Origin of the sequence: Pelosinus fermentans DSM 17108 (assembly GCF_000271485.2) — a bacterium.
GTDB lineage: Bacteria > Bacillota > Negativicutes > DSM-13327 > DSM-13327 > Pelosinus > Pelosinus fermentans.
Window position 1 is genome coordinate 16341 of sequence record NZ_AKVN02000001.1, and the last position, 25928, is coordinate 42268.

A 25928-nucleotide genomic window follows, 5' to 3' on the forward strand; every position below is an offset into this window, starting at 1 on the left:
AAAACACCATTACCATCTAAGGAGGATCTTTCATGACAATACCATTAGCAAGCATACCCTTTCTCAACAAAAAAATTAAATTCCCCGTAACACCCCACATACCTGGCGGATTAACTACCGCTGCTCAACTTAGGCAAATTGCCGATATCGCTGATAAATATAATGGATCATTAAAGATCGTGGGAAATACGATTACAATTATAGGACTTAACCTTGCAGATGGAGAAAAAGCCATAGACGAACTTGGCTGCCAAGGTGAATCCTTCATTGCAAAACAAGTACGTGCCGTTGCTTTCTGTCCTGGAAAACCTGACTGTCCTAGAGCGCTGCAAGATAGTACAGGCTTAGGTCTTACCTTAGACAAAGAATTCTTCGGTCAAGAATTGCCCAGTAAACTGCGCATTGGTGTCAGCGGCTGCCCAAATTGCTGCATTGAACCATTTGTGAAAGATATTGGCATGTATGGCACAGCCAAAGGATATACGTTAGTAGTTGGCGGCAACTCAGGCTTTTCTGCGCAAATTGCAACCCCTGTCGCCGAAAAGGTACCTGCTGATGAGATTGCGTCTATCGTGAACAGCATATTGACTTACTTCCGCCAGCATGGAAAAAGCAAAGAACGCTTAGGACAGGCTATTGAAAGGCTCGGCTGGGATCACTTTTTACAAGAAACAATACCAGAGAATTATCGGAAATAATAAAAACATGAACCGCGAAGATGCGAAGAAATGCAAAGAACACGAAGAAGGGATATCCTCCAATCTTCGTGTTCTTCATTACCTTCGCGATGCATTATTCAAATTATATAATAAGAAAAAACACTGATGCTTCTTTAAAAATATATAAAACAATCGAACCACAAAGACGCAAAGGACACAAAGGGTTCTATTTCTAATTTATTTTGTGTACTCCTTTGTGTGCCGCATCAGCGGCATTGTGCCTTTGTGGTTCATAATTACTTATATTTTTTCACTTACAAAACTTTTAAATTCTTATATAACAAAAAAATCCCGCTTTCGCGAGAATACCTGTAGTACTATATAAAAATTCGGGGCAACGGAGTTCCCCCAAGATTATCTCAGCATCCACCCCAACACTAAGTAATCATTAACTCCGCTGCTTCATTATCTATTCTACCACAGTTTTCATAACTATAAAAGTGGGAATAGCCAATCTTTTAGAAAAACTTTATCTTTTTTAAGCATGAATCTTTATTTCCACCATATTATATACACATTCCAGATTATCAAATAAGTTTTTCACAATTCTTTTATCAATTTTATTGTGCTTCACCATAGTATACATAATCCTTTTCACTTCACTGGACGACAATAAACTGCGATACGAACGCTCTTCTGTTAACGCTGAAAAGATATCTGCTACCGCAACAATGCGTGACCCCATTTTAAGATGATCTTCTTGCACGCGAAAAGGGTAGCCCACACCGTCTAATGTCTCATGATGATAAGCCGCCCATTCAGCGATGACTTCAAATTCATCGATTTGTTCTAATATCCGATAGGTGTAATATGCATGCTGCTTAATGATTTCAAATTCTCCAGGAACTAAATTCTCTGATTTCTCCAATATTTTCTTGGGTACAGCTAACTTTCCTAAATCATGAAGTAAACCTGCAATTTGCATGGCCTTGCATTCATCTTTGCTATAGCCTTCCAGGGCTGCTAAATAAGACGAAACCATCGCTACATTTCGTGAATGGGCACCTGTAAAGGAACTCGTCTGATCAATGATCTTAGCAAAAATTTCTGCAATATCAAGTATATCATCCACATTAAAACGTATCTGACCATATTGATTCATATGATCAAAAAAGCGCTGAGCATAGGCTGCATCTGCCAGATCCAGCCAAAAACTTTCTTGCTGCGAGCAAGTCTGAAGAGCCGCTATTACCTCAGGATCAAAATAAATCCCGGTTAAACTTTCCAGTCTGGATAAAACACTATCTTTTTGGCCCAAAATATATTTATCATCATCAATCAATACATCCAAACGATCCGCTACGTTTATAATCCGGCTGATCAAAGGTATCTGGCTCCCTGATAATCCCGAGGGACTGGAGCCATCATAAAAATCATGATGATGGCGAATGGGTACCGCTAACATACCTAAGATTGGTGAATCTTTTAATAAACGATATCCAATTTCAGCATGATCATAAATGGTGTCCTCTACTTCAAAAGTACGCAGCTTCACTCGTTCATCCCAATTTGCTGCTGCCCCTAAATCATGAAGCAAGGCTGTATATACTAAAATCTGATGCTGCCAGTCCTTCATATTCATAGCCCTGCCAATCCGGCTGCTGATCATCGCCGTGCGCCAGTGATGATGGGATAATCCTCCGTTGGACAATTCTAAGGCTAAGGATAGGGCACGAAATAAATTAATGGGATGGATATTATATACCATCTCCATCCCTCCCTTTCTATGATGTTTTATCCTGGTGATCTATAATGAATGTAAAAACCATGTCACAGCCAATAAATCTGCAACACCACCAGGACTGACATTTTCTTGAATAAATTTTTGATCTAAAGCCTCACACCTATGCCGTCCATCACCAGCTTCCATACCGCCTGCCTCAATTATCATTTGCGCCTGTTCCCGAACCCATACTCTCATCTTATCAGGATGATGGCGGTGCATGACGGTCGTATCATCTACGCAAGTCATAAGCACCAACAACGTATGTACTAAAGCGTCATTGATTGACAGCCCTTTATCCAAGGCTTCCCGCAAAGCCGGCAAAGCCTTATATCGTACCGATGGCAAACCTTCTGCTAATTCTCCGCGAATACCAGTAATGCCATAGGTAACATATAAACGTTCTCCAGCAGTCAGCTCTTGCACACTCTTATGAATAGCCCCTGCCAATTCTTTTTCTACAATCCCCTTTACCATTTGTGAAGCATGTTCCAGTACAGTACTTTGCGTTACAGGTAATGAACGTCCATGAAGCCATCCAGCAATCCCGGTCATAATTCCGAGTAAAAATATTAATCCCTTTTGCGTGTTAACACCCCCAGTGGACGCCAGCATCGCTTGTTCCGCTTCCAAACCGATAATTCTTAGTACTGGCAGCAAAGCATCTACAGCTCCGTCATGAAGAATCCCGGCCTGAGCACAGCGATTCATATAACTGCCGAGAGAAGCTGAGCTTGCCATGAAACTGTAAAAATCCATATCCCGATGAGCACCACTATTGATTCGGTCCACCAAACCCGGCGAGGGGGTACATGTGACTTCATACAACATGGCCTCAACTGCCAATGCTCCGATTCTTTCAGCAGCGGGACTAATACACCTGGTTTCATAGGCTCTAAATTGCTGCAGCAGTTTTTCCACTACATGCAATAAATCCTGCATACTATGCCGTCCTTCTCGCCGGCACACTACAAATTCTCCGCCGCAAACAAAGCAGCTCCGCCCTTTCCCCTCATCCCGACGGGATAAGAGTATACCGGCTTGATCAAATACATCAATATCCAATAGACGCGAAAAAGCAAAGGCCTCCTCAATCTTCTCGGCTGCTTTCTTGACTAACCACCCCTCAGTGTCAATTGCAAGCAAGGCTTCCGGACCTGTTATTAGATTGATCTGTTCCTCACCTAGGATTTCAAATTGTTTTTTCACTTCCTGCGCGGCATAATCCCTGAGACGTCGTAAGACAGGAGTGTCTTTTACTGCCCCTGGCACATTTAAGGTTATACTGACGATTGTCTTCCGATACTTTTCTTTAAACACTTGCTGCCTATTATACCTAGCTTCTTTTGCTGCTAAGACATCTTCTAATGTAACGGGCTTAGTTTTCATTGTAACACTCCATTTTTTCCAGCTACTTCTTCTGCAAGGAAGAAAGGATTTCTACGACTTTATGAATTAAGGTTTTATTCAAATATTGACGATTTTTGCAGGTCAGAATATAATGACTCAATTGATTATCATGAACCAAAACGGGTACACTACTATTATGAGCCTTTACATGGACTGCTTCATTCGTGAATAGAACAATCCCCTCAACCCATACATTAATCCCTTGTTCCTTTAAAAATTTAGACAGTTTATACACTTGCCCTTTTACCTGTTTTACAGGGTTGACCATTTTCTTAGAATATTTTCCGCCGCCCCGCCCAACTTTATGCTGCGTCCATTCCGTATCTTGTGCATCTCCCACAATGTATCCGTTGTGATTTTTAACCTCTACTACATATACCCCTTTCATGCCTACTATAATCAAATCCGTTTCTTGACTATAATTCTGATACGAAATACTCACATTGGTAAAGACATGATAATCTTCAGGAAGGTGCAGTGCTTCTACTAAGCCTATCGTTTCCCCTTTTGCGCCAAAACGAAATATAACGCCGCGTCTAATATAATAACTGGATAAAACAATGGCAATGATCAGCGGTGCTAGATAATACCACTGATTTACCTGCAACTTATGCACAAAGATTAGATAAAAGGACATACACACAAGCACTAAAAGAATGATTCCTGCAAATAGACTTCGATTGGCCTTTCCGCTTAAATTATTTCTCCCCTTATGAAATTGAGCCATACCTTTTACTCCCTTATGTTCTCTAGACTTTATTTCGTGACTCAAGTCACCAGATACGTTCACCTCTGACTCTAGATGCCTTAACACTTCACCTCAAGTCAACTTTTTCTCGTCCGTACAATCTATACGTTTACTTATTCTGTTTAAACCTAAAAAAACCTCCACGTCATCGGAGGTTTTATTCTTTGGTATTCTTTTTAACAAAAACATAACGTCTATTATCTTATCATTGGATAGTATACATCACTGGAGGCTGCAACATGTATGAAGATACTGCATTAAAAACATATAAACGCAAAATTCATTGGCAAGTGCTGTTAGTATTTATCATTGTTCTCATCGTTGTCATAAATGTAGCTGGTCTATTCGCTGGTGCGGTTTTTTATAAAGAATTCTGCGTATTAAATACCCGCACCAGCTTAGAGAGATTCAATCCACTCAAATCCCGCCTGCAAAGAGGTCTTCAAACAAAGCATTGGTACTCCACCAATATTCAATCGCCTTTTGGCTACTACTTAAAAGGAACCTACTTACCTTATGCAGATCCTTCTAATAAGACGGTCATTATCGTACACGGTATTGCTTCCAACCGCTTAATGAGCTTATGGTATGTGAATATCTACCTGGATCAGGGCTACAATGTGTTAATCTATGACTCAAGAGCCCATGGCGAAAGCGGCGGAACCTCCACAACATGGGGATTCTATGAAAAATACGATCTTGAGGCATGGGTGAAATGGGTGGCCAGCGAGCATCCAAAGGGAGTCATTGGCGTACATGGAATCTCCATGGGAGCAGCGACAGCACTTATGCAAGCCGAGCTCAATGAATCCTCTAAACAAGTAGATTTTTATATTATCGACAGCGCTTATAGCAACTTAGAAGACTTGCTAACCAAACAAATTGGTGCTGCCGTAAATTCTCATAATCCCCTATGGATCAAAACCTTATTAAAATATTCCAGTGCAGTAGCCTATATCCAAAATCGTTTTTTTTATGAAGATGTATCTCCTATCCACGCGGTTGAAACCGTTACCACACCCATCTTGTATCTACATGGTGAGACAGATCCTCTTGTTCCTGTGAGTATGTCCCATCAGTTATATGCCGCTACCAAAGGTTATCGCCAAATCCATACCTTCCCTGACACAGGGCATGCCATGGCCATTTTTGACAGCAAAGCCGAATACCGGGATGTCATTACCCATTTTATTAAAACAGCGACAAAATAAGAAAGACGCTGCGCGTCCTTTAAATAAAACATAGAGAAAAAGCACGTTGAAACACGAAGACGCGAAGAGTGCGAAGAATTATGAAGTTTTTTATAACGATTCTTCTTTGTGTCCTTCGTGTCCGCGCTAGCGGTTTCGTATCTTCGCGATTACAATGTTTTATCTAAAAACTTATACTTTCTGATATAGTAAAAAAGAAGCCTCTACTAGCTGAGGCTTCTTTTTATTGTTTATCTAAGTGGTTTGCAATGCGTCTTAATGACTTTGATATATGGTATAGCAGATAGAAAAAGCCTCCCGCTGCAACAACATGGGCTATGCCAAAAGCAATGCCAATTGCAGGATTTCCATGCATCATATTTTCACCTCCAGTCTTACGATATTCTCATTATCACACAAACCTATGACAACAATATGACAATACTATCCCTTATAAGAAAATATTAACATGTTCTTATAAAATTCTTCGAAGCTTCATTATCCATTTATTAACATTTATAGAATTTAAAGTATATTGTTTGACTAACTGACAACTTAATGTTATTATAAGGTTGTTAGTATATTACATGGGGGGCGAATAAGGTGAAAATCGCATTAGTAGGATTGGGTAGAACAGGGAAAGTTGTGGCAGAATATCTTCTTTCGCAGAATGTGCTTAGCATGGTATTGTGTAGACCAAATAGTACTAATGCTAATAAGGATCTTGGGGAGATATTGGATCGTAATGATACAGGAATTATGATCGAAACCAGCGACCATTTAGAAAGAAAGCTATTTCAATATAAACCAGATATTCTTATTGATTTTTCACGCGCAAACTTTTTAACCGATAACATTCACATCTTAGAAAAATGCGGCGTAAGCGTAGTTACAGCAGTAACTGACTATGATTCTGCAGAAATAGAAAAAATAAAAAATGTAGCACAAAAAGGTAATATTGGTGTTGTCTTGGCACCGAATATTACATATGGCGTTAATGTATTAATGTTGATGACTGAAATAGCAGCGGAGTTAATGAACTCCTATGATTTTGAAATTTACGAAGAGCACCATAAGCAGAAAAAAGACAGTCCATCAGGAACTGCTAAGAAAATTGCTCTGAAAATACAAGAGGTTCTGGATCGTAATGATGAGATCCCCACTCATGCCGTTCGGGCAGGCGGTATTATTGGGAAGCATAAAGTTATCATCTGCGGAGAATATGACTCTATTGAAATCTCTCATCAATCCTACTCCAAAAAAGCCTTTGCCCAAGGCGCTTACAAAGTATCTCAATTTCTGATGGGAAAAACAGGCTTTTATGAAATGAGCGATGTTTTTGAACAAGAAAGAGAACAGAAAAGACAAATCATAGCCCTGCGCAAAATGATGGAAGATATGAATATTTTGAATTTAGCATAGAAAATCTGCTATACTATCGTAGTAGATTGATTCTATGGAGGTGATTGTATGGGAAAGGTATCCCCTAAAAGCAGCTATAAGAACATTAAAACCGCAGAGAAAAGTACAAAGTTTTTTATTGACAAACAGGCACCTAGAAAGCCAGTAAAAAAATAATACGATCACAGAACCTACCTTTAGGTCAGGTATTGCTCAAAAAACTCCTATAAAAATTCGTACACGAATTTTTATAGGAGTTTTTTGCAATCTTACCGGTATGCTAGTTCTTATCCATGATACAATTGATTACTTCTATATTATATATCGTAGAAATCTTACATATCATAAATAATGAGGATCAAACTAGTAATGACATATTCCATATCGGAAAAGAAGGGATTGACAGTAAAATACAACTATTTTATAATTCAGTTAACGAACGTTAACTTTGTGGAGTGATTGAGATGAATACACTGTTTTCCCACGACGGCAAAAAAAAAGATCTTATAAAATCAGCATTGGATTTATTTGCAGCTAAAGGATATGATGGTGTTTCCGTAAGAGATATTGCCAAAACAGCAGGAGTCTCTGAAGCTGCCTTGTATAAGCACTTTAAAGGCAAAGAAGATTTAGCTTTATATATTTTTAACGCCATTATCAAAAATTACTCTGAGCGTCTGCTTGTCTTAAAAGCTCAGCCTCTTAGTTCCATTGATAAGCTTTGTAAAATAGTGGAGTATACCTATGATCTATACGAGATGTATCCTGCTGAAATTCGTTTTGCTTTGTTATCCCAATATTATTTCTGGGATTCTTTAAGTAACGAAATTAAGCCTCATTTCATCATGAAATGTATCGTAGAAGAAGGAATCTCCGCTGGAGAGATTCACAGACAAGAAGTTTACTTGTGGATCGCAGTCTATTCAGGAGTCATGTTACAGCCCTTAGCTCAATATCCCTATTTTCATGAAAATCTGCCGGATATACAGACACTGAAAAAGAACGTCATTGAAATCGTGCGTAATTTGTTTTCAAGAGAGTAAAAAATGAGCCATGGCTATTCATAATATAAAGAATAAATGACAGGGAGCAAAAACAATGCTGAGATATTTATTGAGAATTCTACTTCGCTTACTCTTTAAAGCAAAAGTAATCGGCTTTAAGGAGATGCGCTTTGACGGTCCTACGATTGTACTACCCAATCATGTATCTTTTTTAGATGCAGTATTCTTATATGCTTATTTGCCCAGTACTATTTGCTACGTAATTAATACAGATATTGCAGAAAAGCTGCGCTTTTATCTCCAATTTATTAATCATATTAAAATTGATCCTTTAAACCCTTACTCTTTAAAGAAAATCCTGGCCGTATTAAAAGCAGGAAAGCCTTTAGTCATCTTTCCTGAAGGACGTATTACCCGTACAGGAAGTTTAATGAAGATCTATAGCGGCATCGGATTTATCGCCTTTCGGACCAATGCAGCAATTTATCCGGTGATCTTCTCAGGGTTAGAGTATTCCAAATTCTCACGAATTCAGGATAAAGTACGCTCAAAATGGTTCCCAGAAGTATTGATGTATGCTGACAAAGTCATTCATCTGGAATCCGGCGGGAGTAAAAGCATCCGACTGCAGAAACGGGAAATTGGTGACAAAATTCGTACAATTTTGGAAAATACCATGTTCAAAGCTAAAGAATATACGCAGATTGAAATCAATTTATTTAATGAATTATTGCTGGCAGGCAAGACTCACGGCATGAATAAGATGATGGCAGAGGATAGCAGCGGAAAGATTACCTATCGTAAAACGATTATCAGCAGCTATGTATTGGCAAGTGCATTTCGTACAGCTCTTGCATCAGACGAAAGAGTTGGAGTTTTATTACCCAATTCGATCGGTCATGTCGTTACACTGTTTGCCTTATGTTACGCAAATAAAACGCCTGCAATTCTAAACTTTAGCGCAGGTATACAAAACAATTTAGACTGTGGAGAAACAGCGGGAATCAAAACCATACTTACCTCTCGTACCTTTGTGGAAAAAGCTAATTTTCAATCCTATGTCAGTCAATTGGCTGCTAAATTTACTATCCTTTATCTCGAGGATTTGAAAAGTACCCTATCAGGTACTGATAAACTATCAGGCTTGTTCAGCTACTTTGTAAGAAAAAAAGCATCTCCCATTGGCAATAGAGAGATCATACTCTTTACCAGCGGCAGTGAAAGCAAGCCCAAAGGGGTTGTATTGGCCCATTCCAGTATCCGGGCTAACATTCATCAGATTTCTTGCGTAATTGATTATACCCACCGAGATAAAATGCTGAATGCGCTGCCCATGTTTCACTCTTTTGGCCTGACGGCAGGAACGCTGCTGCCCATTATGGAAGGAATGGAAGTATTCTTGTATCCCAGTCCCCTCCACTATAAAATTATTCCTGAAATTGCCTATGACCGAAATGTTACTATCTTATTAGGAACGCCGACTTTTCTGATGGGATATGGAAGATATGCTCATAACTATGACTTTTATAATGTACGATTTGTTTTGGCCGGCGGCGAAAAATTAAAAGATGATGTGCGCAATCTGTGGAATGAAAAGTTTGGCATACGTATTTTTGAAGGCTACGGAACCACAGAAATGTCCCCAGTGCTTAGTTTCAATACGCCTATGTTTAATCGCCGCGGAACTGTCGGTAAAATTCTTCCAGGCATTGAATGGCGATTGGAAGCCGTAGAAGGCATCGAAGAAGGTGGAAACCTCTTCGTAAAAGGACCGAATGCCATGAAAGGCTACCTATTGCATGGCAAAGGCTTTGTACCTTCAGAAGAATGGTATAATTGCGGCGATGTCGTTGCCATTGATAAGGAAGGTTTTATAACCATAAAATCACGCTTAAAACGCTTCGCGAAAATTTCCGGCGAAATGATTAGCTTGGATGCTGTTGAAAAAGTTGCCGAAAGCTGCTTTGCTACTGATAAAAATGCAGCAATCAATATTTCAGATACAAAAAAAGGTGAAAAGATCATTTTGTACACACTCCATAAAGATGCAACTAAACAGCTGCTGCGGGAATACATCAGTCAGAGCGGACAAAGCATGCTCGTTATGCCAACCGCATTGCGAGTCGTCGATACCTTACCCTTGCTGGGAAGCGGCAAGATTGACTATGTAGCCCTAAAAGAAATAGCCGCAAAGGAGCTGGAAAACGGTGCGTCTTAAGCTTTCGCCCCTCAACGCCTTATTCTTAGCTCAATTTATATCTGCCTTTGTTGATAACATGATCTTATTCATTGCCTTGGGAATTATCCATAGAGACGGCTATCCTGGCTATTATCTGCCTCTCGTACAAAGCACTTTTTTATTATCTTATATTGTTTTATCTCCCTGGGTTGGCAGGTTTGCGGATAAGAAAGCAAAATCTCAAGTATTAATGGTGGGCAATGTCATAAAGACATTGGGAATACTCCTTCTCCTTGCAAAATGCGATCCCGCATTGAGCTACGGCGTGGTAGGTATCGGTGCTGTCATTTATAGTCCCGCGAAATATGGTATCCTGCCCTTTCTGGCAAGAGGAGAGGATGCCCTCCTGCGGGCAAACTCCAGCTTAGAAAGCTATACTATAGTAGCCATTCTTACAGGCTCTGTTGCAGGGGGGTATTTATCCGATATCTCCATTGTGCTGTCATTGATAACCTGTATCGCGCTTTATCTACTATCCATTGGCGTAAATACACTCATACCAAAAGATCCCGGCAACAGAAGCATTCAATATCGTAACGCGATTACCGAATTTGCTGGCGATGCAATAGCCTTGTTTCGTGATAAACAAAGCCATTTTTCCCTGATTGGTACCGGCTCATTCTGGATGGCATCAGCGGTCTTACGGATGATTATCTTTGCATGGGTGCCCCTTATCCTTGGCATTCGCAGCGGGATAAATATTAGTATGATTATTGCCGTTACCGGCATTGGCATAGCCATAGGAGCAGTAATTACCCCTTATCTCGTTACCGTGAAAGAGTATCAGCGCACTGCATGGTATGGTTTGGGTATGGGACTTTGCATTCTAGCATTCTTATGGGTTACGACCTTACCCATCGCCATTATCTTTTTACTCTTAATCGGCTGTATGGGAGGCATCTTTATCGTTCCTATGAATGCGTGTCTGCAGCATGTCGGTCATCAAACCATAGGAGCAGGCAAGACTATCGCCATCCAAAATTTCGTGGAAAATAGTTTTATGTTTCTCGGGGTAGGGGCCTATACTCTTGCTTTAAAATTAGGCGTATCCATTCATACTTCACTGGCTGCTGCCGGCATCGTCTTACTGGCTTTTGTTGCCTACTTGATTGTACTAACCTATAAAAAAGCTGATGCTGACTAAAAAGATTCCCTCCGTATACTAGTACCTTATCAGCCCTAAATCAGTGAATACTGACGGTCTATTTTCCGCACCCCTTCGTTGTCGTCGGTCGGCATACTCCCGGTATGCTTCCCTCCTCCGCCTTGTGCTGCGAAAAATAGCCTCGCCATAATCCTACCGTTTTAAAGCTGACAAGGTACTAGATACGGAGGGAATCTTTTAATACTACATGAGAAAAACGACTATCACGCAATTAAAGAATTATTCTTGGGCATACTAAAATGTGCCAGCAGTCTAAAGCCCCCCTCTACTTCATTAAATTTGAAAAGCAGGAGATCTCTATGATAAAAGATAAATCAACCTTACTGAAAGTAAGCATACTGTTCTTAGCCATTCAACTTGTACTCATTTTTCAATTGAATAATCTAGGCCAATCCAGCTATGCGCGAAGCATTATGACAACTACATCGTTTTGGATGTTATATACCTTTCTAGAAGCTAGATACGGTTTTTATATGAATACCTATGTGAGAGGTATCGCCATTCTCTCCCTACTGTGCGATAGTTTTTTCGGCAGTTATTTAGATTTTTATCAAACGTCCTTCACTTTCGATAAACTCCTGCATATATTTGGCTCCTATTCCGTCTCCCTATTTGCCTATATCTTAGCAGTTCAATTACTTCGGCATCCCCTAAGCCGCCCATTTAAATTCATCTTTATTCTGTCCCTGGGACTTAGTCTTGGAGCTTTCTATGAGATTCTAGAATTTCTTACCGATACCATCTCACATCCAACTCCCGTTAGCCAGCCCAGTCTGCTGGACACGAACCTGGATTTGATCGGCGATTTAATCGGAGCAATGATCGCTGCCATCCATGGAACGTATCGGACTTTTATGAATCATAACTTTTAAAATTATCTAAATACTAGTCTATGCAGCCAATGTTTTTTTATAGTAACGGCTCTCTTGGGGCATAATTCGTGGCAGCAAAAACAACTTATACATTGATTGAGATCTAATATTGGCTTACCAGAACTCATATCAATGATCTTGGCAGGACATCCCCTAGCACACTCACCACAGGAAATGCAACGATTATAGTTAAATACGGGTTGTGCCCGCAATGCATTGATTAAGAACTCTTCAACAAATCGGGGAACCTTTCCGCTTACCAAGCTTTTACCTAAAGAGCCAGGCAATTTAAAAGGAGGTATGTGTATATCTTCTAACTGCAGCCCTCTAACTGACAGTTCTTTAAGCTCTCCGCTGAAAAGGCCTCTTTCCTTTGCAACTTTTACAGTCGGAACTTGCAAGGGCCGCATTCCCATGATATGAGCTCCTACTGTATCCAATGCATAAGGATTCTCAGACGCCAGAAGCAATCCAACCTGTCTTTTTTCCCCTGCAGAAGGCCCATCCCCTTCCATGCCTTCGATTGCGTCAATGATTGTAAAAACAGGTTTAATATACTCACATATATCAATGAGATGATGAGCAAAATTTTCCGCATTATTCATTTTAAAATGATATTCAGCTTTTGTTAGCCCGGGGATAACGCCAAATAAATTTTTTACCCCTCCAGTATAAAGCATCATTCCATGTGTCTTAAATTTGGCTGCCGATACAATGAAATCAACCTCTTCCGCAATTTTTATGATTTGCATTTGCTTCAATTTCTGTGCCTTTTCATTCAGAATAGCAACAGCTGACGTATCATAATTTAATTCACAGCCGGTATTTTCTGAGACTTTCGTCATCCCAGTAGCTTTATAAATGCTGATCAATCGTTTTACATTATAGGGGCCGCCCGGGCTATCCCCTATAATGACGCTGCACCCTAATCCTTGAAGATACCTGACGATCGCCTCGACAACTGCCGGATGAGTGGTCACCGCATCTACTGGAGCATTTTTCTTTAATAAGTTGACCTTAACCAAAACCCTGGCTCCGTTTTTTAGCCTGCCTTTAATTCCAGGAATTCCATCCAGGCAATCATAAACCGCCTTTTCTACTTCTTCCTGCTTGTAGCTTTTCGATTGGGCAATACTGACTATTTCCATTTTCCTCTCCAATCATAATGTATAAACATTTCTCACTAAATAATTTCAAATTCCTCTCAGTACTCTATCATCAATCCAACTTTTACATAATTTAGTTCACCTATTTTAAATTTAACTAGATTATACAGTTTTTTACAAATTAGATCAAATATTTATTCATGATTTATGTCCCATCCCCGTTGTCTATTTTGGTAAAAAGATTACCAATATCAATACTTCTATATCATACCATTTATTATATAGTGAAAATAATTCGTTTATATGATAAAATATCTATTATGTAAACTAGAAGATATTATAGAAAGGATTTGGGATTATGCGTCCAGTATGCAAAATTCTGATGCTCCTGGCGGTTCCTGTAAGGCTAATGAAAGCTATTTATTCCAGGAATATTAGTGTTTGTCAGCAACGAAACAGCATCGAGGTTAAATCGGATGAAGCCGTGAATACATTTCAAGTATCACAGGTTTATAACGATTCCATCGAACGATATGAAAGCTGTTAAAGAATGTCTTCTTATCCTTACTATTAAAATGACGCAAAATCTGCGACCAGTAGCTATAGATCATAGCCGTCGCATATTTTGCGTCATTTTAGTTCTCTTAGTCTAGAACCTTTTGAATACGTTAAAAAACAATTCCTATTACTGGAATCCTATATTATACCTTTTCCCAAGCTAGATTTAGAACTCTCTTAGCATTAGCGACCACAAGATCAGGATCTTCATCACCGAAAGGTTTTACTTCAAAGCTAACGATTGGTCGTTTTTCTTTGCTGATAAAACCAATATCCATCAGCACTCTTAGATATTCTACCAGCTCATCAACATCATTCTCACCGCCTGGAAAACCGAAACGAGGATGAGCATCGCCGTAAGCAGGCAATGATGAATCTTTTACCACACAATTACCCATATGAGCGTGGAAGATATACTCTTTAATTGGAATCAGGGATTCTTGAGCAGATTCATGAAGCAACGGTAAATGACTTAAATCTACCATCAAGCCAAAATTATCATATTCGGCTCTCATATCTTCAGCATATCTTTTAGCCAAAGCTACAGGTCCAATCAGTGATTTTTTATCAACATCATAGTCAAATACTTCTAGTACCACTGACATACTGCCCTTTTCTTTGGCATAACGGCATAATTCTTTTGTGGATGCAAGAAGAGCTTGGTAAGCTTCCTCTTTTTTCTCTTCTGTATAATTACCACTCAAGAAAGCAAAACCTTTTGCCCCCATTTCATAAGCTTCATCAATGCCTTCCTTAAGAGAAGCCAAGGCTGCTAAACGTCCAGCTTCATCAATATTATTAATATTAAGACCAGTGGTAAGAAGGCGCGGCTGACCACCATATGTGACAATCATATGAGAAGTTTCAATCATTTTTTTGACATTTTTCCTAACTTCTTTATCTTTCATCCAAGTAATTTCCGCAACCTCAAAGTAATCATCAATGGCAATTTTTTTAAAGGTTTCCTCAATAGGACCTTCCCCTTTTATTACAGCAGGATAAGCCATAAAGTGGATTAGACCGATTCTCATATATTGACGTATTGATTCATTCATGGATAAATACCTCCTTAATCCTATTATTTCTTAGCAATTACACGACGTACAGCTTCCACTATGGATGGAGTATCCAGTCCGTGTTTCGCCAGCAATTCATTATAATCACCTGACTCACCAAATACATCCTTAACGCCTACCAATTCCATAGGTACAGGTTTATTTTCTACTAGTACCTCTGCTACTGCTGAGCCAAGACCACCAATGACAGTAGCTTCTTCCACACTAACTACTGCGCCAGTTTTTGCCGCCGATTGAATCACTAGTTCGCTATCAATGGGCTTAATAGTGTGCATATCAATTACTTCAGCGACAATTCCCTCTGATAGCAGTATTTTTCTAGCTTCCATTGCCCGATGAACCATATAGCCGTTAGCAATAATGGTCACATTTTTCCCCTCTGCCAAGACATTGCCTTTACCAATAGAAAAAGGACAATGAGCTGCGTTATACACTGGGGGGACTTCTGCTCTGCTTAATCGTAAATATACGGGGCCAATATATTCCGCAACCGCCGTAACTGAGGCTCTAGCTGCATACTCATCCGCTGGCACAATTACCTTAAGATTAGGAAGAGAGCGCATGATGGCTACGTCTTCTATTGCCTGGTGGCTGCCACCATCGTAGGAATCTGAAAAACCGCCATACGCACCAACCACTTTAACGTTGAGCTTATTATAAGCAATAAGACTGCGAATAGGGTCTGTGGCTCTCACTGCCATTAAAAAGGCAAAGGTGTTGATAAAGGGTATTTTATCTGCCAAAGCAAAGCCTGCAGCCATTGCTGCCATATTGCCTTCGGCAATTCCCACGTTGAAAAACCGATCAGGAAAGGCTTGACCAAACAAGGCTGAACGGGTAGAACCAGATACATCCGCATCTAAAGTTACCACTTGAGGATTGATTTTTCCCAATTCTGCTAAAGCTTCGCCGTATGCTTCTCTCATTGCTTTCATTATATGCTACCTCCCAATTCTGCAATGGCTGTTTCATATTCTTGCTTGCCAATGGCTTTGCCATGCCATGTATTTTTGCCTTCCATGAAGGAAACCCCTTTACCTTTGATGGTTTTCGCAATAATCACTGATGGCATGCCGGCCTCTTGTTTTGCAGCAGTAAAAGCTTTATCTAAAGCTACTAAGTCATGACCATCACACTCAATAACATGCCAGTCAAAAGCTTCAAATTTCTTGCGTAGATTTCCTAACGGCATGACATCATCCACTGTACCATCGAGCTGAACACCATTATAATCAACAATGGCAATCAAGTTATTTAATTTATATTTAGCACCTGCCATGAACGCTTCCCAGTTTTGCCCTTCCTGCAGTTCACCATCGCCTAAGAGTACATAGGTATTATAGTCCTTTTTGTCCAATTTAGCCGCTGAGGCCAAACCAACACCAACAGAAAGACCTAATCCCAAGGAACCAGTTGATAAGTCAACTCCCGGTATCCGTTTCATATCAGGATGTCCCTGCAGCATACAACCTAGCTGGCGCAGACTGCCAAGTTCTTCTTCTGGAAAATACCCTTTACAAGCAAGCGTCGTATAAACAACCGGTGCACAATGTCCTTTGGAGGCAATGAACCGATCTCTGTCAGGACAACCTGGTGTAGTGCAATCCACCCGCATATGATTAAAATAAAGTGTTGTCATGATTTCAACAGCTGACAATGATCCACCAGGGTGACCTGTTTGCACCTTATACAATGTCTCAATAATATCAATACGCATTTTCTTAGTAATTTCTTCTAATTGACTGACTTTTTCCGCAGTTAATGCCATCTTTAATACCCCCCTATATGTATGTGAATTTATTCTTGGTTAGAAGTCAATAGCGTTCTATCAATCACCACCTTTATTAGCACCTTCATTACTTTGGCCATATTTTCATCAATGTACTGATATGCCTCATTGTAGTCCTTAATATCAAAATAAGTGGAGATCAGCGGATCTACTTTCATATCTCCCCTAGCAATAAAGCGAATGGTATCCTCATAATCTTCCGCCAGATAATTCATGACACCCACTAAATTAATTTCCCGCCGCTGTACCAGCCCCAATTCTACTGGCACTTTGTCATAATAATTTCCTGTTAATACAATGTTGGTTCCACGACGAGCTGCGTGCACCATTTGCTCTACCAGCACAGGAGCACCAGCGCAATCTAGAATCACATCCGCACCGTCGGAACCAAAATGTTCTGCAATAATGTCGGCTAAACTTCGGTCCCTGGAATTAACACAGATGTCAACTCCGCACTTTTTAGCAAGTTCCAGACGTTCTTGGCTAATATCAACAATGATTACTTTTTCTGCCCCTAAAGCTTTTGCTGCCTGAGCAACAAGATTCCCCACAGGACCCGCCCCTACGACTAGCGTTTTATTACCGACAGGTGCCGCACCTAGTTTAACGGAATGAACAGCAACCGCCGCCGGTTCTACCATGGCCCCCTGATCCAGAGTTATTCCCTGAGGAAGTTTATGAACTAAGGATGCTTTAATTAGGAAATACTCAGAGGCCATCCCGGTAGTACTGCCAAGTACACCAATCACTTTATAATCTAAGCAAAGATTATATCGGCCCTTCCGGCACATAATACACTCTTTGCAAAAAAGCTGCGGACGAATCGTAACTTTTTCACCAATCATCAATCCTGAAACCTCAGAACCTGCCTTGGCAATAACTCCGGAACCTTCATGTCCTTGCACAACCGGCAATGTAGCATATTTATGCTTACCGTGATATACATGAATATCGGAACCGCAAATCCCAATTCGGCTTACTTTTAGCAGCACCTCATCCTTGCCAGGTTCGGGAATGGGTATTTCATGGAATACTATGGTCTTTGGCTTTTCTAAGACCGCCTGTAACATGTTTTACTCTCCTTTACGAAACAATTAGTCAAGGATTATTGTTTCAATATAAACTTTTCCTTTTGTCATCTCTCCAAAATAAGGCTCCTTGAGTACTTCCCTAATCTTTTTCAGCCCCGCCAGCCGGCCATTTTTGCAGCAATGATAATTGCCTGCTCTGTTGCATCTGTTTTCGCTATCCCTTTGCCGGCAATATCAAACGCTGTCCCATGTTCCGGTGTAGTAATAGGGTAAGGCAGTCCGGCAGCAACAGTGACCCCGATATCAAAACCGATCAATTTCGTAGCAATTTGTCCTTGATCATGGTACATCGTAAGAACAGCATCATAATCTCCCTTAAATGCAGCGATAAAGATGGTATCTGCTGAAAAAGGTCCCAATGCCTCAATGCCCTCAGCACGCGCCGCTGCGATGGCCGGCTGAATAATAGTCACCTCTTCGCTGCCGCATAATCCACCTTCACCAGCATGAGGATTTAATGCCGCCACACCAATTCGTGGAAGTTCATATCCGGCAAGCCGCAACGTAGCATCCGCTAACTGAATTGCGCTCAATATATTTTCTTTATTCAAACTACATGCTACTTCACTGATCGGTATATGGCAGGTAACTCGAAATGTCCATAGCTTGTCCAGCACATTCATAATCCCGGCAGGCTTCTCCCATTTGAAAAATTCACGAAACAAGGCATGCTCATCTTCGTAATCATACCCTCCCAAAATGAACGCCTGCTTATTCAGCGGCGCGAACACCATGCCTTGAATCTCTCTCTTATCCAGCAAATGAAGAGCCGTCACCAACGTATCGCCAGTCACTTTTCCAGAAGGCACATTAATCTTTCCCATTTCCAAATAAGTCGGATCAAAGTTCTTTTGATCCAGAATGGAAATAGGTCCGTCCCAGTCAATTGCTGATACATTCTCAACAATAGCCACTGGAAACTTCACATTTGCAATTTTTTTCCCCAACTCCAAGACTCGCGCATCCCCGATAAGTACAGGGCGGCAATAAGGCCTCAATCGATCATTAGCAGCCAGCTTTGCAATAAGTTCAGGGCCAATTCCTGCAGCCTCTCCGAGTGTTATCCCTAATATGGGCTTCATCATGTATCCCCCTTGTTCTTTAACCTCTGACAAATATACATTGCAATAAACATGCCAAGGTTTTTTCTTGTTTTCAACAGCTTATTTGCCCCTGCATCCTGCCCTAAATTCCGCACATTATGCCTATTTTATATGAATGATAATTTCAACGATAGGAATATAAATTTCACTTTATTTCATATTTTTGCGAAGTATTTCATTTTCTTTCAATTATTAGAACTTCATCCATTTTCTTCAATCGTACATTTGCAACCCTATTCATCTTTTGAAATAAAAACATCCTAGGGGGAAAAAGCGTATATCTTCACTTTCCCCTAGGAATCTGATACTTATAAAAAATTTCATATTTTGGCGAAAGTTTCTTTTTGCCTCCGCCATAATGTCGTTCGACTAATCCCCAGTAACTGCGCCGCTTTATCAAGATCAAAATTTGTTTCTTGAAGAACTTTCTCAATCTTTTCGGCCTGTGCAGCTCGTTTTCGCTGACTAAATGTACCACTATTCCTGATGGATTGATTCGGGCATTTAATCGTATCTTCACTTGGCAATGACAATATGTCTCTCATATTTCTTTCATCTATACATTCACTATCTTGTATACGCAATACAATGAGCCGCTCTGCAATATTCTTCAATTCCCGCACATTTCCCGGCCACTCATATTGTTTTAGCAATTCACAAGCTGCTTGGGTTAACTTTTTCGTTGGTCTTTGAAAACGTTGAGCATAATCAGCCATAAAACAATTTAATAGTTTCAATATATCTTCTGGTCGATGACGTAACGGAGGGATTTCCAACTTTAAAACATTCAAACGATAGAATAAATCCGGCCGGAAGCCACCATCCTGCATTGCTTTCTTTAAATTTCGATTGGTTGCCGCCACTACCCTAACATCTACAGGTATTACCCGGTCGTCTCCAATTCTCATAACTTCACGTTCTTGAAGCACACGCAGTAGCCGAGCCTGAATATTAGGAGATATTTCACCAACCTCATCCAAAAAAATAGTACCTTGATGGGCCTGCTCAAATAAGCCCATCTTTCCTGTTCGAGACGCTCCCGTAAATGCACCATCCACATAGCCGAAAAGCTCGCTTTCCAACAAATTTTCTGGAAGGGCTGCACAATTCACAGCAACAAATGGTCCATATTGCCTCTTACTCGCATTATGTATGCTCTGGGCAAACACTTCTTTCCCCACGCCTGTATCTCCCAGAATGAGTACATTTGAATCAACTCCGCTAAACTCTTGAGCAAGATGGATCGTTTCTGTCATCAGAGAATTATCCGTAATAATATCTGAAAAACTCAACTTGGCAACCAAACCTTTTCGGTGCAGTTTTGTGCGGAATCTGCCCTCAAGTTCTTGTATGGCACTTAAAGGCCGGAATGTTGCCACAGCACCAACCATTTCTTCCTTTATAACAATGGGAACACAATTAATAGCAACTTGCTTACCTCCCACCTTTTTAAAGATCCCAAGTTCAGCCTTTCCACTCTTTAATACTCTTTCCATCTGAAATTGAGGCACTAATTTTTCAGCCATCTGACCTATATTAGAAATTTCAACACCTGTCATTTCAGCAGCTGACTGATTGATCACGCTGATCTTACCTGCCGCATCAACAGCAATAATTCCTTCTATAGAATACTCTAAAATCATTCGGAACTGTTCTGCCCGCTCTTGCTCCTGATGCCGGACAAGGGCAACTCGTATTGCCTCCCGCAGCGCTTGGTATATGCCTTCTTCACCAGAATTTATCATCATCGTATGAAGTCCAAATGATTCAGCGATAGAAGTGGCTGTGCCTCCGCCGATAACTGTCGTAACGCCACGCAGCCTAGCTTCAGAGATTTTGCGTTCCCCGTCCGCCTCATCTTCAATCAGAAGAATCTCTATTTCCATACCACTAATCTCTTTGATTGTATTCACATTACAGACCATATCAGGTGAACCGACAATGGCAATTTTCTGTACTCCAAACGCTTTGCGACAGTCTATTACAGCTCTTAAAATATCATACGCGGTAATCGGCAGCTCAATAACTGGTGTATCATGCAATAACCGCTTGGCAGCATAGCCAGTAAGACCTCTGGCAATAACGACATCAGCCTGAATCTTTCTCTGGGAAATTTGACGAACGCCTTTGGCAAAACAAACTTCTAACGTCCACTTACTATTGTTTTCTTTATTAAAAATTTCTTCTACCAATGCTGCATCCTGAAGCCTAGGAATAAAAAAGATGATTTTCCCCATACTGCACCACCCCTTATATTTATCATTGAAAGAAACTCCTACACCCCTATAAAATTCTCACAGCAGAGTAATTATCCTATATTTTCATATTATTGTTGAAATATTCGGCAAATTTCAACATTACACCTGCACATTTAATCTCGGTATGAGCAATCTCAAATGTCAGTCCCGAAAATAATGAAATTCTCAAGAGCAAATACTTAAAAGTGAATGCTAATGACATTCACTTTTAAGTATTTGCTCTTGTAATGAATAGGGCGTAAAGTCGCCTACTGGGCTTTAGCCTGTTTTTCTTCTTCAAGCTTATCCAAGCCTAGTTCTTCAACTATAGAAAGTTCCGGGTTAACCTTCAGCCAAAGCAGGGCACCAATGACCAAAATTGTACTAGCAACAAGAAACGGATATACCCACAAACCAGTAAATTGAAGAATCGCACCAAACACTAGGGGCGATAAAGCAGATCCAACATTGCCTATGGTATTCATCATCCCCGATACCGTCCCTGCGTACTCATGTCCTACATCCAGGCATACAGCCCAGTAAACACCTACTGCCATTTCTAAACCAAATAGTGAACAGGCCAGATAAAATACCGCCATATTCGCATTATCAGCCATTGCACCAGGTATCATAAAGGCCGCTGCTATTAACATACCCGACATAGCCACTACCCGACGAGCAAATTTACCATTTCCAGTTTTCTTCCAGATTTTATCGGACAGCCAACCTCCCAGAGTATCGCCAACCGTTCCCGCTAGCAACGGCAAACTAGCGAAAATACCCATTTTAATAATACTAAACCCCTTTGCTTCCACGAGAAAAGCAGGCAGCCAAGTCATAAAGATCCAGACAGTATAACAATAGGTAGGATAACTTAAGCTAAGAAACCACATATTCTTACTTTTCAAAAGAGTTCTAAATGGCAGTTTCGGAGGAGCCTTCTTAGCAGATTTTCCTCCATCAATAAGATCCATCTCAGCTTGATTAATAGAGCCCCATCTTTCTTTATATTCGCTAGGTTTGTCACGATACCAAAAATACCAAAATCCAGCCCATGCTAAACCAATAGCCGCAAAGATATAAAATACGGACTGCCAACCCCAAGCATTCATAATTATAGCAACAATTAGAGGGGTAATCGCACCGCCAAATCTTGCTGCACCATGAGTAAATCCTTGGGCAAAACCACGTTCGGTAGAAGGCATCCAATGAGCAAATGCTCTAGTTGCGGTAGGGAATGCCCCTGCTTCCCCTACACCAAACAATAGTCTTACTACTACCAGCGACGTGAAATTCCATACCATGGCTGTAGCCACCGTCATTAGCGACCAAAAACATACGATTGCCGCAAGAACCTTTCGAGCGCCCAGTTTGTCGCCAAGGAGTCCAATCGGAATCTGAAAGGATGCATACGTCCATGAAAATACGGATAATACAAGACCCCACTCAAGTTTATTGATGCCAAAATCTTTCATCATTAATGGTGCCGCAACCGAAATTGCCACACGATCAAGATATGTAATTAAATATACTAAACATACTACAAAAAGGACAATATATCTTACTTTCGTTGGTTTTTCTGACATTTTAAAATCTCCTCCTCCTACCATAGTAGCTCCATTCGGTCTTCTTGCAAACCGCCATCACAAACATTGCTGTAAGCTCTTTTAGGAACTAGTTGCTTATGCTATCAACAATGAATCCCTCCTTATCAACCTCAGTTGATTTCTGTCCCGCCCATAAATTTTGCAGCATTTTACACTGTAGGATTTCACTCCTTGTAATTTTTTTTCTTTACCGTCTCAAAAAAGATTAATTGCAATTCTTATGCCAGAATTGCAATTAATCTTTTATTTCCTCAGGGGGCTGACTCATAAACATAAGCACTGTGCAGTAAAAATATTTTTATATTTGGGGAAAATTTACTGCAAAGTTTCATTCATTCGTTTTTTTTAACCGCTCACTTTTCTGTTTGTCTCATTTCATTTCATTTTATTGCATTTCGTTCCATACCATTTTCGTCCATACGAATTAAGACTCGTACAGCTATTTGCAGCAACTACGTTTTGCTCATAGAAAAGGACAAGGAGTACCATCATCAGTACTCCTTGTCCTTTTCATTCCTGCACAATCTATCTGTCAATCAAAAGTATTTTCATTTCCGTAAAGAAGTCAACAGCCACACCAGCCATTACCTTATATCCAGCTGCATTTGGATGTATACCGTCAGAATGCAGCCCTTCTTTTATCCTGCCGCTGCCCTCATCTACCATTGCTCCATAAAAATCAATGATCCCAATAGTATTCGCCCCAGCATATTGACGTATTTGCTCTCGATACTGCCCAAGCAGGCTTTCTGCATCCACATCATTACAAGGAATGGGCAGACCAAAGATTGGAGTTATCGTATTATCTACCGCCAGTTCTGCCATAGTTTGAAGATTGTTTATCACTTCGTCAACAGCTATCCCAGCGTAAGCATCATTCGTACCGCCCATAATGATAACATGGGACAGCTTTTGACGTAAAACATCCTTATAAAAGCGCTCCAGCATGCCATCGGTGGTATCACCATTGATTCCTTTATTCATATGCTCTATGTTTAGCTGCTTTGCTGCCAGGTTAAACCAGGAACCTTCCGATGTATAGGGGAAACCATAGGTTATGGAGTCACCAATGGCAACTATTTTACTCTCTATATGTTCCATGTGATTTCATCCCATCCTATCTATGTTCGTTCATACTACTATATTTAACGAAACAAGATAATGTTCCTCTTTATCCGGCTAAGTAATTCACTATTTCTCACCACTCTGCCCAGTCTCTTAAAGATCTTTACAACAGTGTTGGCACAATACGATAAATAATATCATGGATTACATCATCATCATTACTTACAGCAACACAATCTGCAATCTTTTTTACATCTTCTTGGGCGTTAGCGGGCGCAACTCCACAATCAGCACGCCGCAGCATTTCAACATCATTTTCAAAATCGCCCACAGCAATTACTTTTTTAAAACGATATGCTTCCATATTCAGCAATTCACCAAGCATATTTCCTTTCGAAACATGCTTACCAACAATCTCTAAATAAGTAACAGCAGAAAAAAACTGATTCGTTTTATTTTCCAAATGAAATTCGGCTAATAAATTCCGACAAGCGAGTAAATGTTCATGGCTGTCACAAAGGATAATCTTAATCCATGATTGTTCCAAAATATCATCAATTTGGGCATAAACAAACTCCTGTTTCTCTCGTTTCATATGCTCATCAATATTGACAGGATCAGTAACCACATAGAGTTGCTCTTCAGTAAAAACTTCAATGCACATTTGTGGAAATGACAGTATACAACATCTTAGGAAATCGCTTACATCATTGCTTTTCATCTGCATTGTTTTTATAAAGCGCTGCTCCTGCCAGGAAAAAAGTGCCCCGCCATTATAAAGAATACATGGTGCATTGATAATAAGATCTGTCATGTAAGGTACTAAATTTTTTTGCGTGCGTCCTGTTGCTATAGAAAAGTGTCCGCCTTGCTCTACAAAATAGGCAATGGCTTTCTTGTTTTTTTCTGAAACCTTGTGTTCACTGTTGGCAAGGGTTCCATCCAAATCTGAAATAAGAATAAAATCCCGATATAGTTTCAAAATTTCAGCTCCTTCCACTATTTATGAATAATACAGCCACTATGCTTAACAAATTCTGTAGGAGTGGTTTTTGTATATTTCTTAAATACTGCGCAAAAATGCTTATAATCACTAAAGCCTGTCAAATTAGAAACTTCATATACCCGATGAGTCCCTTTTTTTAATAGACCGATCGCCTTTTGAATACGATAACGTGTCAATAATTCTAAAAAAGTCTGTGATGTTGCTTCTTTAAACTTACGACTTAAATAACTGGCACTTACATCTAATTCATCGGCAATCGAATCAATACTGATCTTCTCATGATAATGATCACGAATTTTATAAAGAGCCTGTGCAACATAACTGTTTTTAAGGGTATCTCCATTTAGATATACATCCCAATCTACAAGTTTACTAATATCCCGTTTCTTGGTAAGCGCAATAATATTAGAATAAGCTTTGGCTTCTTCCATACTGTCCTTGATTCTCTTGATTGTATTTTTCAGTTCATCTTCATCTACAGGTTTAAGCAAATAATCTGATACCTGCAGATGTACTGACTTACGCGCATAATCAAAATTGGCATAGCTTGTCAAAATGATACTTTTAAATGGCTTAATCTCCATACTTTTGGCCTTTTCCAACATTTCGATGCCATTCATGTGGGGCATAATGATGTCTGCAATGACCAGATCGATTTCATATTGCTCTAACATAGCAAGTCCTTCTTTACCATTCTCTGCTGCGCCCACCACCATACAATCCATGCTCAGCCAGTCAATTGTGTAAACAAGTCCTCGGCGTATAATTTCTTCATCCTCGACAATCAATACCTTGAGCATATGAGTTTACCTCCTTTTA

Annotated in this window: 23 protein-coding genes; 8 read left to right on the forward strand and 15 right to left on the reverse strand. The window is 40.1% G+C overall.

Annotated elements, in window-relative coordinates; translation table 11 throughout:
- Window positions 1-32: 32 nt before the first annotated feature.
- Window positions 33-698, forward strand: a complete 666-nt coding sequence (locus tag FR7_RS00085) for a nitrite/sulfite reductase domain-containing protein (RefSeq protein ID WP_007935878.1) — start codon at window positions 33-35, stop codon at window positions 696-698.
- A 499-nt stretch (window positions 699-1197) separates the two neighbouring features.
- Here FR7_RS00085 and FR7_RS00090 read toward each other — a convergent pair whose 3' ends face one another.
- The 3 genes from FR7_RS00090 to FR7_RS00100 are packed head-to-tail and all read right to left on the reverse strand — an operon-like array spanning window position 1198 to window position 4579.
- On the reverse strand, window positions 1198-2427 hold the full coding sequence (locus tag FR7_RS00090) for an HD domain-containing phosphohydrolase (protein WP_007935880.1): 1230 nt from the start codon (window positions 2425-2427) through the stop codon (window positions 1198-1200).
- 39 nt (window positions 2428-2466) lie between these two features.
- A complete protein-coding gene (gene citG / locus FR7_RS00095; protein ID WP_007935881.1) occupies window positions 2467-3831 on the reverse strand; it encodes a triphosphoribosyl-dephospho-CoA synthase CitG in 1365 nt (454 codons plus the stop codon).
- A 22-nt stretch (window positions 3832-3853) separates the two neighbouring features.
- Complete coding sequence (locus FR7_RS00100; protein ID WP_017531168.1) at window positions 3854-4579, reverse strand: nuclease-related domain-containing protein; 726 nt, start codon at window positions 4577-4579, stop codon at window positions 3854-3856.
- Window positions 4580-4839: 260 nt separating this feature from the next.
- Here FR7_RS00100 and FR7_RS00105 point away from each other — a divergent pair, with 260 nt between their 5' ends.
- Entirely contained in the window at window positions 4840-5811 is a 972-nt protein-coding gene (locus FR7_RS00105; protein WP_007935883.1) for an alpha/beta hydrolase, read from the forward strand.
- 223 nt (window positions 5812-6034) lie between these two features.
- Here FR7_RS00105 and FR7_RS24395 read toward each other — a convergent pair whose 3' ends face one another.
- Window positions 6035-6169 carry a hypothetical protein gene (locus FR7_RS24395; RefSeq protein WP_007935884.1) on the reverse strand — a complete coding sequence of 45 codons (135 nt, stop codon included), beginning with the start codon at window positions 6167-6169 and terminating at the stop codon, window positions 6035-6037.
- A 224-nt stretch (window positions 6170-6393) separates the two neighbouring features.
- On the opposite strand from FR7_RS24395, the gene dapB reads away from it, so the two are divergent.
- The 5 genes from dapB to FR7_RS00130 all read left to right on the forward strand — a co-directional run bounded on the left by dapB (window position 6394) and on the right by FR7_RS00130 (window position 12471).
- Window positions 6394-7212, forward strand: coding sequence for a 4-hydroxy-tetrahydrodipicolinate reductase (gene dapB / locus FR7_RS00110; RefSeq protein ID WP_007935885.1), 819 nt, complete (start codon window positions 6394-6396; stop codon window positions 7210-7212).
- A 443-nt stretch (window positions 7213-7655) separates the two neighbouring features.
- A complete protein-coding gene (locus FR7_RS00115; protein ID WP_007935888.1) occupies window positions 7656-8234 on the forward strand; it encodes a TetR/AcrR family transcriptional regulator in 579 nt (192 codons plus the stop codon).
- Between the two features lie 55 nt (window positions 8235-8289).
- On the forward strand, window positions 8290-10413 hold the full coding sequence (locus FR7_RS00120) for an AMP-binding protein (RefSeq protein ID WP_007935889.1): 2124 nt from the start codon (window positions 8290-8292) through the stop codon (window positions 10411-10413).
- Window positions 10403-11578 (forward strand): lysophospholipid transporter LplT, encoded by a 1176-nt coding sequence (lplT, locus tag FR7_RS00125; protein WP_007935890.1) that lies wholly within the window; start codon window positions 10403-10405, stop codon window positions 11576-11578. Before FR7_RS00120 ends, lplT begins: the two co-directional genes overlap by 11 nt.
- A 320-nt stretch (window positions 11579-11898) precedes the next feature.
- Window positions 11899-12471 carry a DUF2238 domain-containing protein gene (locus FR7_RS00130; RefSeq protein ID WP_007935891.1) on the forward strand — a complete coding sequence of 191 codons (573 nt, stop codon included), beginning with the start codon at window positions 11899-11901 and terminating at the stop codon, window positions 12469-12471.
- Between the two features lie 2 nt (window positions 12472-12473).
- Here FR7_RS00130 and FR7_RS00135 read toward each other — a convergent pair whose 3' ends face one another.
- Complete coding sequence (locus tag FR7_RS00135; RefSeq protein ID WP_007951146.1) at window positions 12474-13619, reverse strand: DUF362 domain-containing protein; 1146 nt, start codon at window positions 13617-13619, stop codon at window positions 12474-12476.
- 316 nt (window positions 13620-13935) lie between these two features.
- Here FR7_RS00135 and FR7_RS23035 point away from each other — a divergent pair, with 316 nt between their 5' ends.
- Window positions 13936-14124, forward strand: a complete 189-nt coding sequence (locus FR7_RS23035; RefSeq protein WP_007935893.1) for a hypothetical protein — start codon at window positions 13936-13938, stop codon at window positions 14122-14124.
- A gap of 154 nt (window positions 14125-14278) precedes the next feature.
- On the opposite strand, the gene FR7_RS00140 is transcribed toward FR7_RS23035, so the two are convergent.
- The 10 genes from FR7_RS00140 to FR7_RS00185 all read right to left on the reverse strand — a co-directional run bounded on the left by FR7_RS00140 (window position 14279) and on the right by FR7_RS00185 (window position 25909).
- Window positions 14279-15190 (reverse strand): sugar phosphate isomerase/epimerase family protein, encoded by a 912-nt coding sequence (locus FR7_RS00140; RefSeq protein ID WP_007935895.1) that lies wholly within the window; start codon window positions 15188-15190, stop codon window positions 14279-14281.
- Window positions 15191-15213: 23 nt separating this feature from the next.
- Window positions 15214-16146, reverse strand: a complete 933-nt coding sequence (locus tag FR7_RS00145; protein ID WP_007951147.1) for a transketolase family protein — start codon at window positions 16144-16146, stop codon at window positions 15214-15216.
- Window positions 16146-16979, reverse strand: a complete 834-nt coding sequence (locus FR7_RS00150; protein ID WP_007935898.1) for a transketolase — start codon at window positions 16977-16979, stop codon at window positions 16146-16148. The genes FR7_RS00145 and FR7_RS00150 overlap by 1 nt, the downstream gene beginning before the upstream one ends.
- A gap of 29 nt (window positions 16980-17008) precedes the next feature.
- Window positions 17009-18070 carry a zinc-dependent alcohol dehydrogenase gene (locus tag FR7_RS00155; RefSeq protein ID WP_007935899.1) on the reverse strand — a complete coding sequence of 354 codons (1062 nt, stop codon included), beginning with the start codon at window positions 18068-18070 and terminating at the stop codon, window positions 17009-17011.
- A 110-nt stretch (window positions 18071-18180) separates the two neighbouring features.
- The gene (locus FR7_RS00160; RefSeq protein ID WP_007935900.1) at window positions 18181-19173 is read right to left on the reverse strand and encodes a PdxA family dehydrogenase; all 993 of its coding nucleotides are present in this window, start codon (window positions 19171-19173) and stop codon (window positions 18181-18183) included.
- 341 nt (window positions 19174-19514) lie between these two features.
- Complete coding sequence (locus FR7_RS00165) at window positions 19515-21431, reverse strand: sigma-54-dependent Fis family transcriptional regulator (protein WP_007935901.1); 1917 nt, start codon at window positions 21429-21431, stop codon at window positions 19515-19517.
- Window positions 21432-21700: 269 nt separating this feature from the next.
- Window positions 21701-23041: an MFS transporter gene (locus tag FR7_RS00170; protein WP_007951161.1), complete on the reverse strand. Its 1341-nt coding sequence runs from the start codon at window positions 23039-23041 to the stop codon at window positions 21701-21703.
- A gap of 522 nt (window positions 23042-23563) precedes the next feature.
- Window positions 23564-24139 carry a GDSL-type esterase/lipase family protein gene (locus tag FR7_RS00175; RefSeq protein ID WP_007935910.1) on the reverse strand — a complete coding sequence of 192 codons (576 nt, stop codon included), beginning with the start codon at window positions 24137-24139 and terminating at the stop codon, window positions 23564-23566.
- A 127-nt stretch (window positions 24140-24266) separates the two neighbouring features.
- The gene (locus FR7_RS00180; RefSeq protein WP_007935912.1) at window positions 24267-25085 is read right to left on the reverse strand and encodes a Cof-type HAD-IIB family hydrolase; all 819 of its coding nucleotides are present in this window, start codon (window positions 25083-25085) and stop codon (window positions 24267-24269) included.
- A gap of 17 nt (window positions 25086-25102) precedes the next feature.
- Window positions 25103-25909, reverse strand: a complete 807-nt coding sequence (locus tag FR7_RS00185) for a response regulator transcription factor (RefSeq protein ID WP_007935914.1) — start codon at window positions 25907-25909, stop codon at window positions 25103-25105.
- Window positions 25910-25928: the final 19 nt, after the last annotated feature.

Bases quoted from the DNA above. Each gene is read 5' to 3' on its own strand.
- FR7_RS00085 (WP_007935878.1), top strand. From the start codon at position 33: ATGACAATACCATTAGCAAGCATACCCTTTCTCAACAAAAAAATTAAA.
- FR7_RS00090 (WP_007935880.1), bottom strand. From the start codon at position 2,427: ATGGTATATAATATCCATCCCATTAATTTATTTCGTGCCCTATCCTTA.
- citG (WP_007935881.1), bottom strand. From the start codon at position 3,831: ATGAAAACTAAGCCCGTTACATTAGAAGATGTCTTAGCAGCAAAAGAA.
- FR7_RS00100 (WP_017531168.1), bottom strand. From the start codon at position 4,579: ATGGCTCAATTTCATAAGGGGAGAAATAATTTAAGCGGAAAGGCCAAT.
- FR7_RS00105 (WP_007935883.1), top strand. From the start codon at position 4,840: ATGTATGAAGATACTGCATTAAAAACATATAAACGCAAAATTCATTGG.
- FR7_RS24395 (WP_007935884.1), bottom strand. From the start codon at position 6,169: ATGATGCATGGAAATCCTGCAATTGGCATTGCTTTTGGCATAGCCCAT.
- FR7_RS00115 (WP_007935888.1), top strand. From the start codon at position 7,656: ATGAATACACTGTTTTCCCACGACGGCAAAAAAAAAGATCTTATAAAA.
- FR7_RS00120 (WP_007935889.1), top strand. From the start codon at position 8,290: ATGCTGAGATATTTATTGAGAATTCTACTTCGCTTACTCTTTAAAGCA.
- FR7_RS00130 (WP_007935891.1), top strand. From the start codon at position 11,899: ATGATAAAAGATAAATCAACCTTACTGAAAGTAAGCATACTGTTCTTA.
- FR7_RS00135 (WP_007951146.1), bottom strand. From the start codon at position 13,619: ATGGAAATAGTCAGTATTGCCCAATCGAAAAGCTACAAGCAGGAAGAA.
- FR7_RS23035 (WP_007935893.1), top strand. From the start codon at position 13,936: ATGCGTCCAGTATGCAAAATTCTGATGCTCCTGGCGGTTCCTGTAAGG.
- FR7_RS00140 (WP_007935895.1), bottom strand. From the start codon at position 15,190: ATGAATGAATCAATACGTCAATATATGAGAATCGGTCTAATCCACTTT.
- FR7_RS00145 (WP_007951147.1), bottom strand. From the start codon at position 16,146: ATGAAAGCAATGAGAGAAGCATACGGCGAAGCTTTAGCAGAATTGGGA.
- FR7_RS00150 (WP_007935898.1), bottom strand. From the start codon at position 16,979: ATGGCATTAACTGCGGAAAAAGTCAGTCAATTAGAAGAAATTACTAAG.
- FR7_RS00155 (WP_007935899.1), bottom strand. From the start codon at position 18,070: ATGTTACAGGCGGTCTTAGAAAAGCCAAAGACCATAGTATTCCATGAA.
- FR7_RS00160 (WP_007935900.1), bottom strand. From the start codon at position 19,173: ATGAAGCCCATATTAGGGATAACACTCGGAGAGGCTGCAGGAATTGGC.
- FR7_RS00165 (WP_007935901.1), bottom strand. From the start codon at position 21,431: ATGGGGAAAATCATCTTTTTTATTCCTAGGCTTCAGGATGCAGCATTG.
- FR7_RS00170 (WP_007951161.1), bottom strand. From the start codon at position 23,041: ATGGTAGGAGGAGGAGATTTTAAAATGTCAGAAAAACCAACGAAAGTA.
- FR7_RS00175 (WP_007935910.1), bottom strand. From the start codon at position 24,139: ATGGAACATATAGAGAGTAAAATAGTTGCCATTGGTGACTCCATAACC.
- FR7_RS00185 (WP_007935914.1), bottom strand. From the start codon at position 25,909: ATGCTCAAGGTATTGATTGTCGAGGATGAAGAAATTATACGCCGAGGA.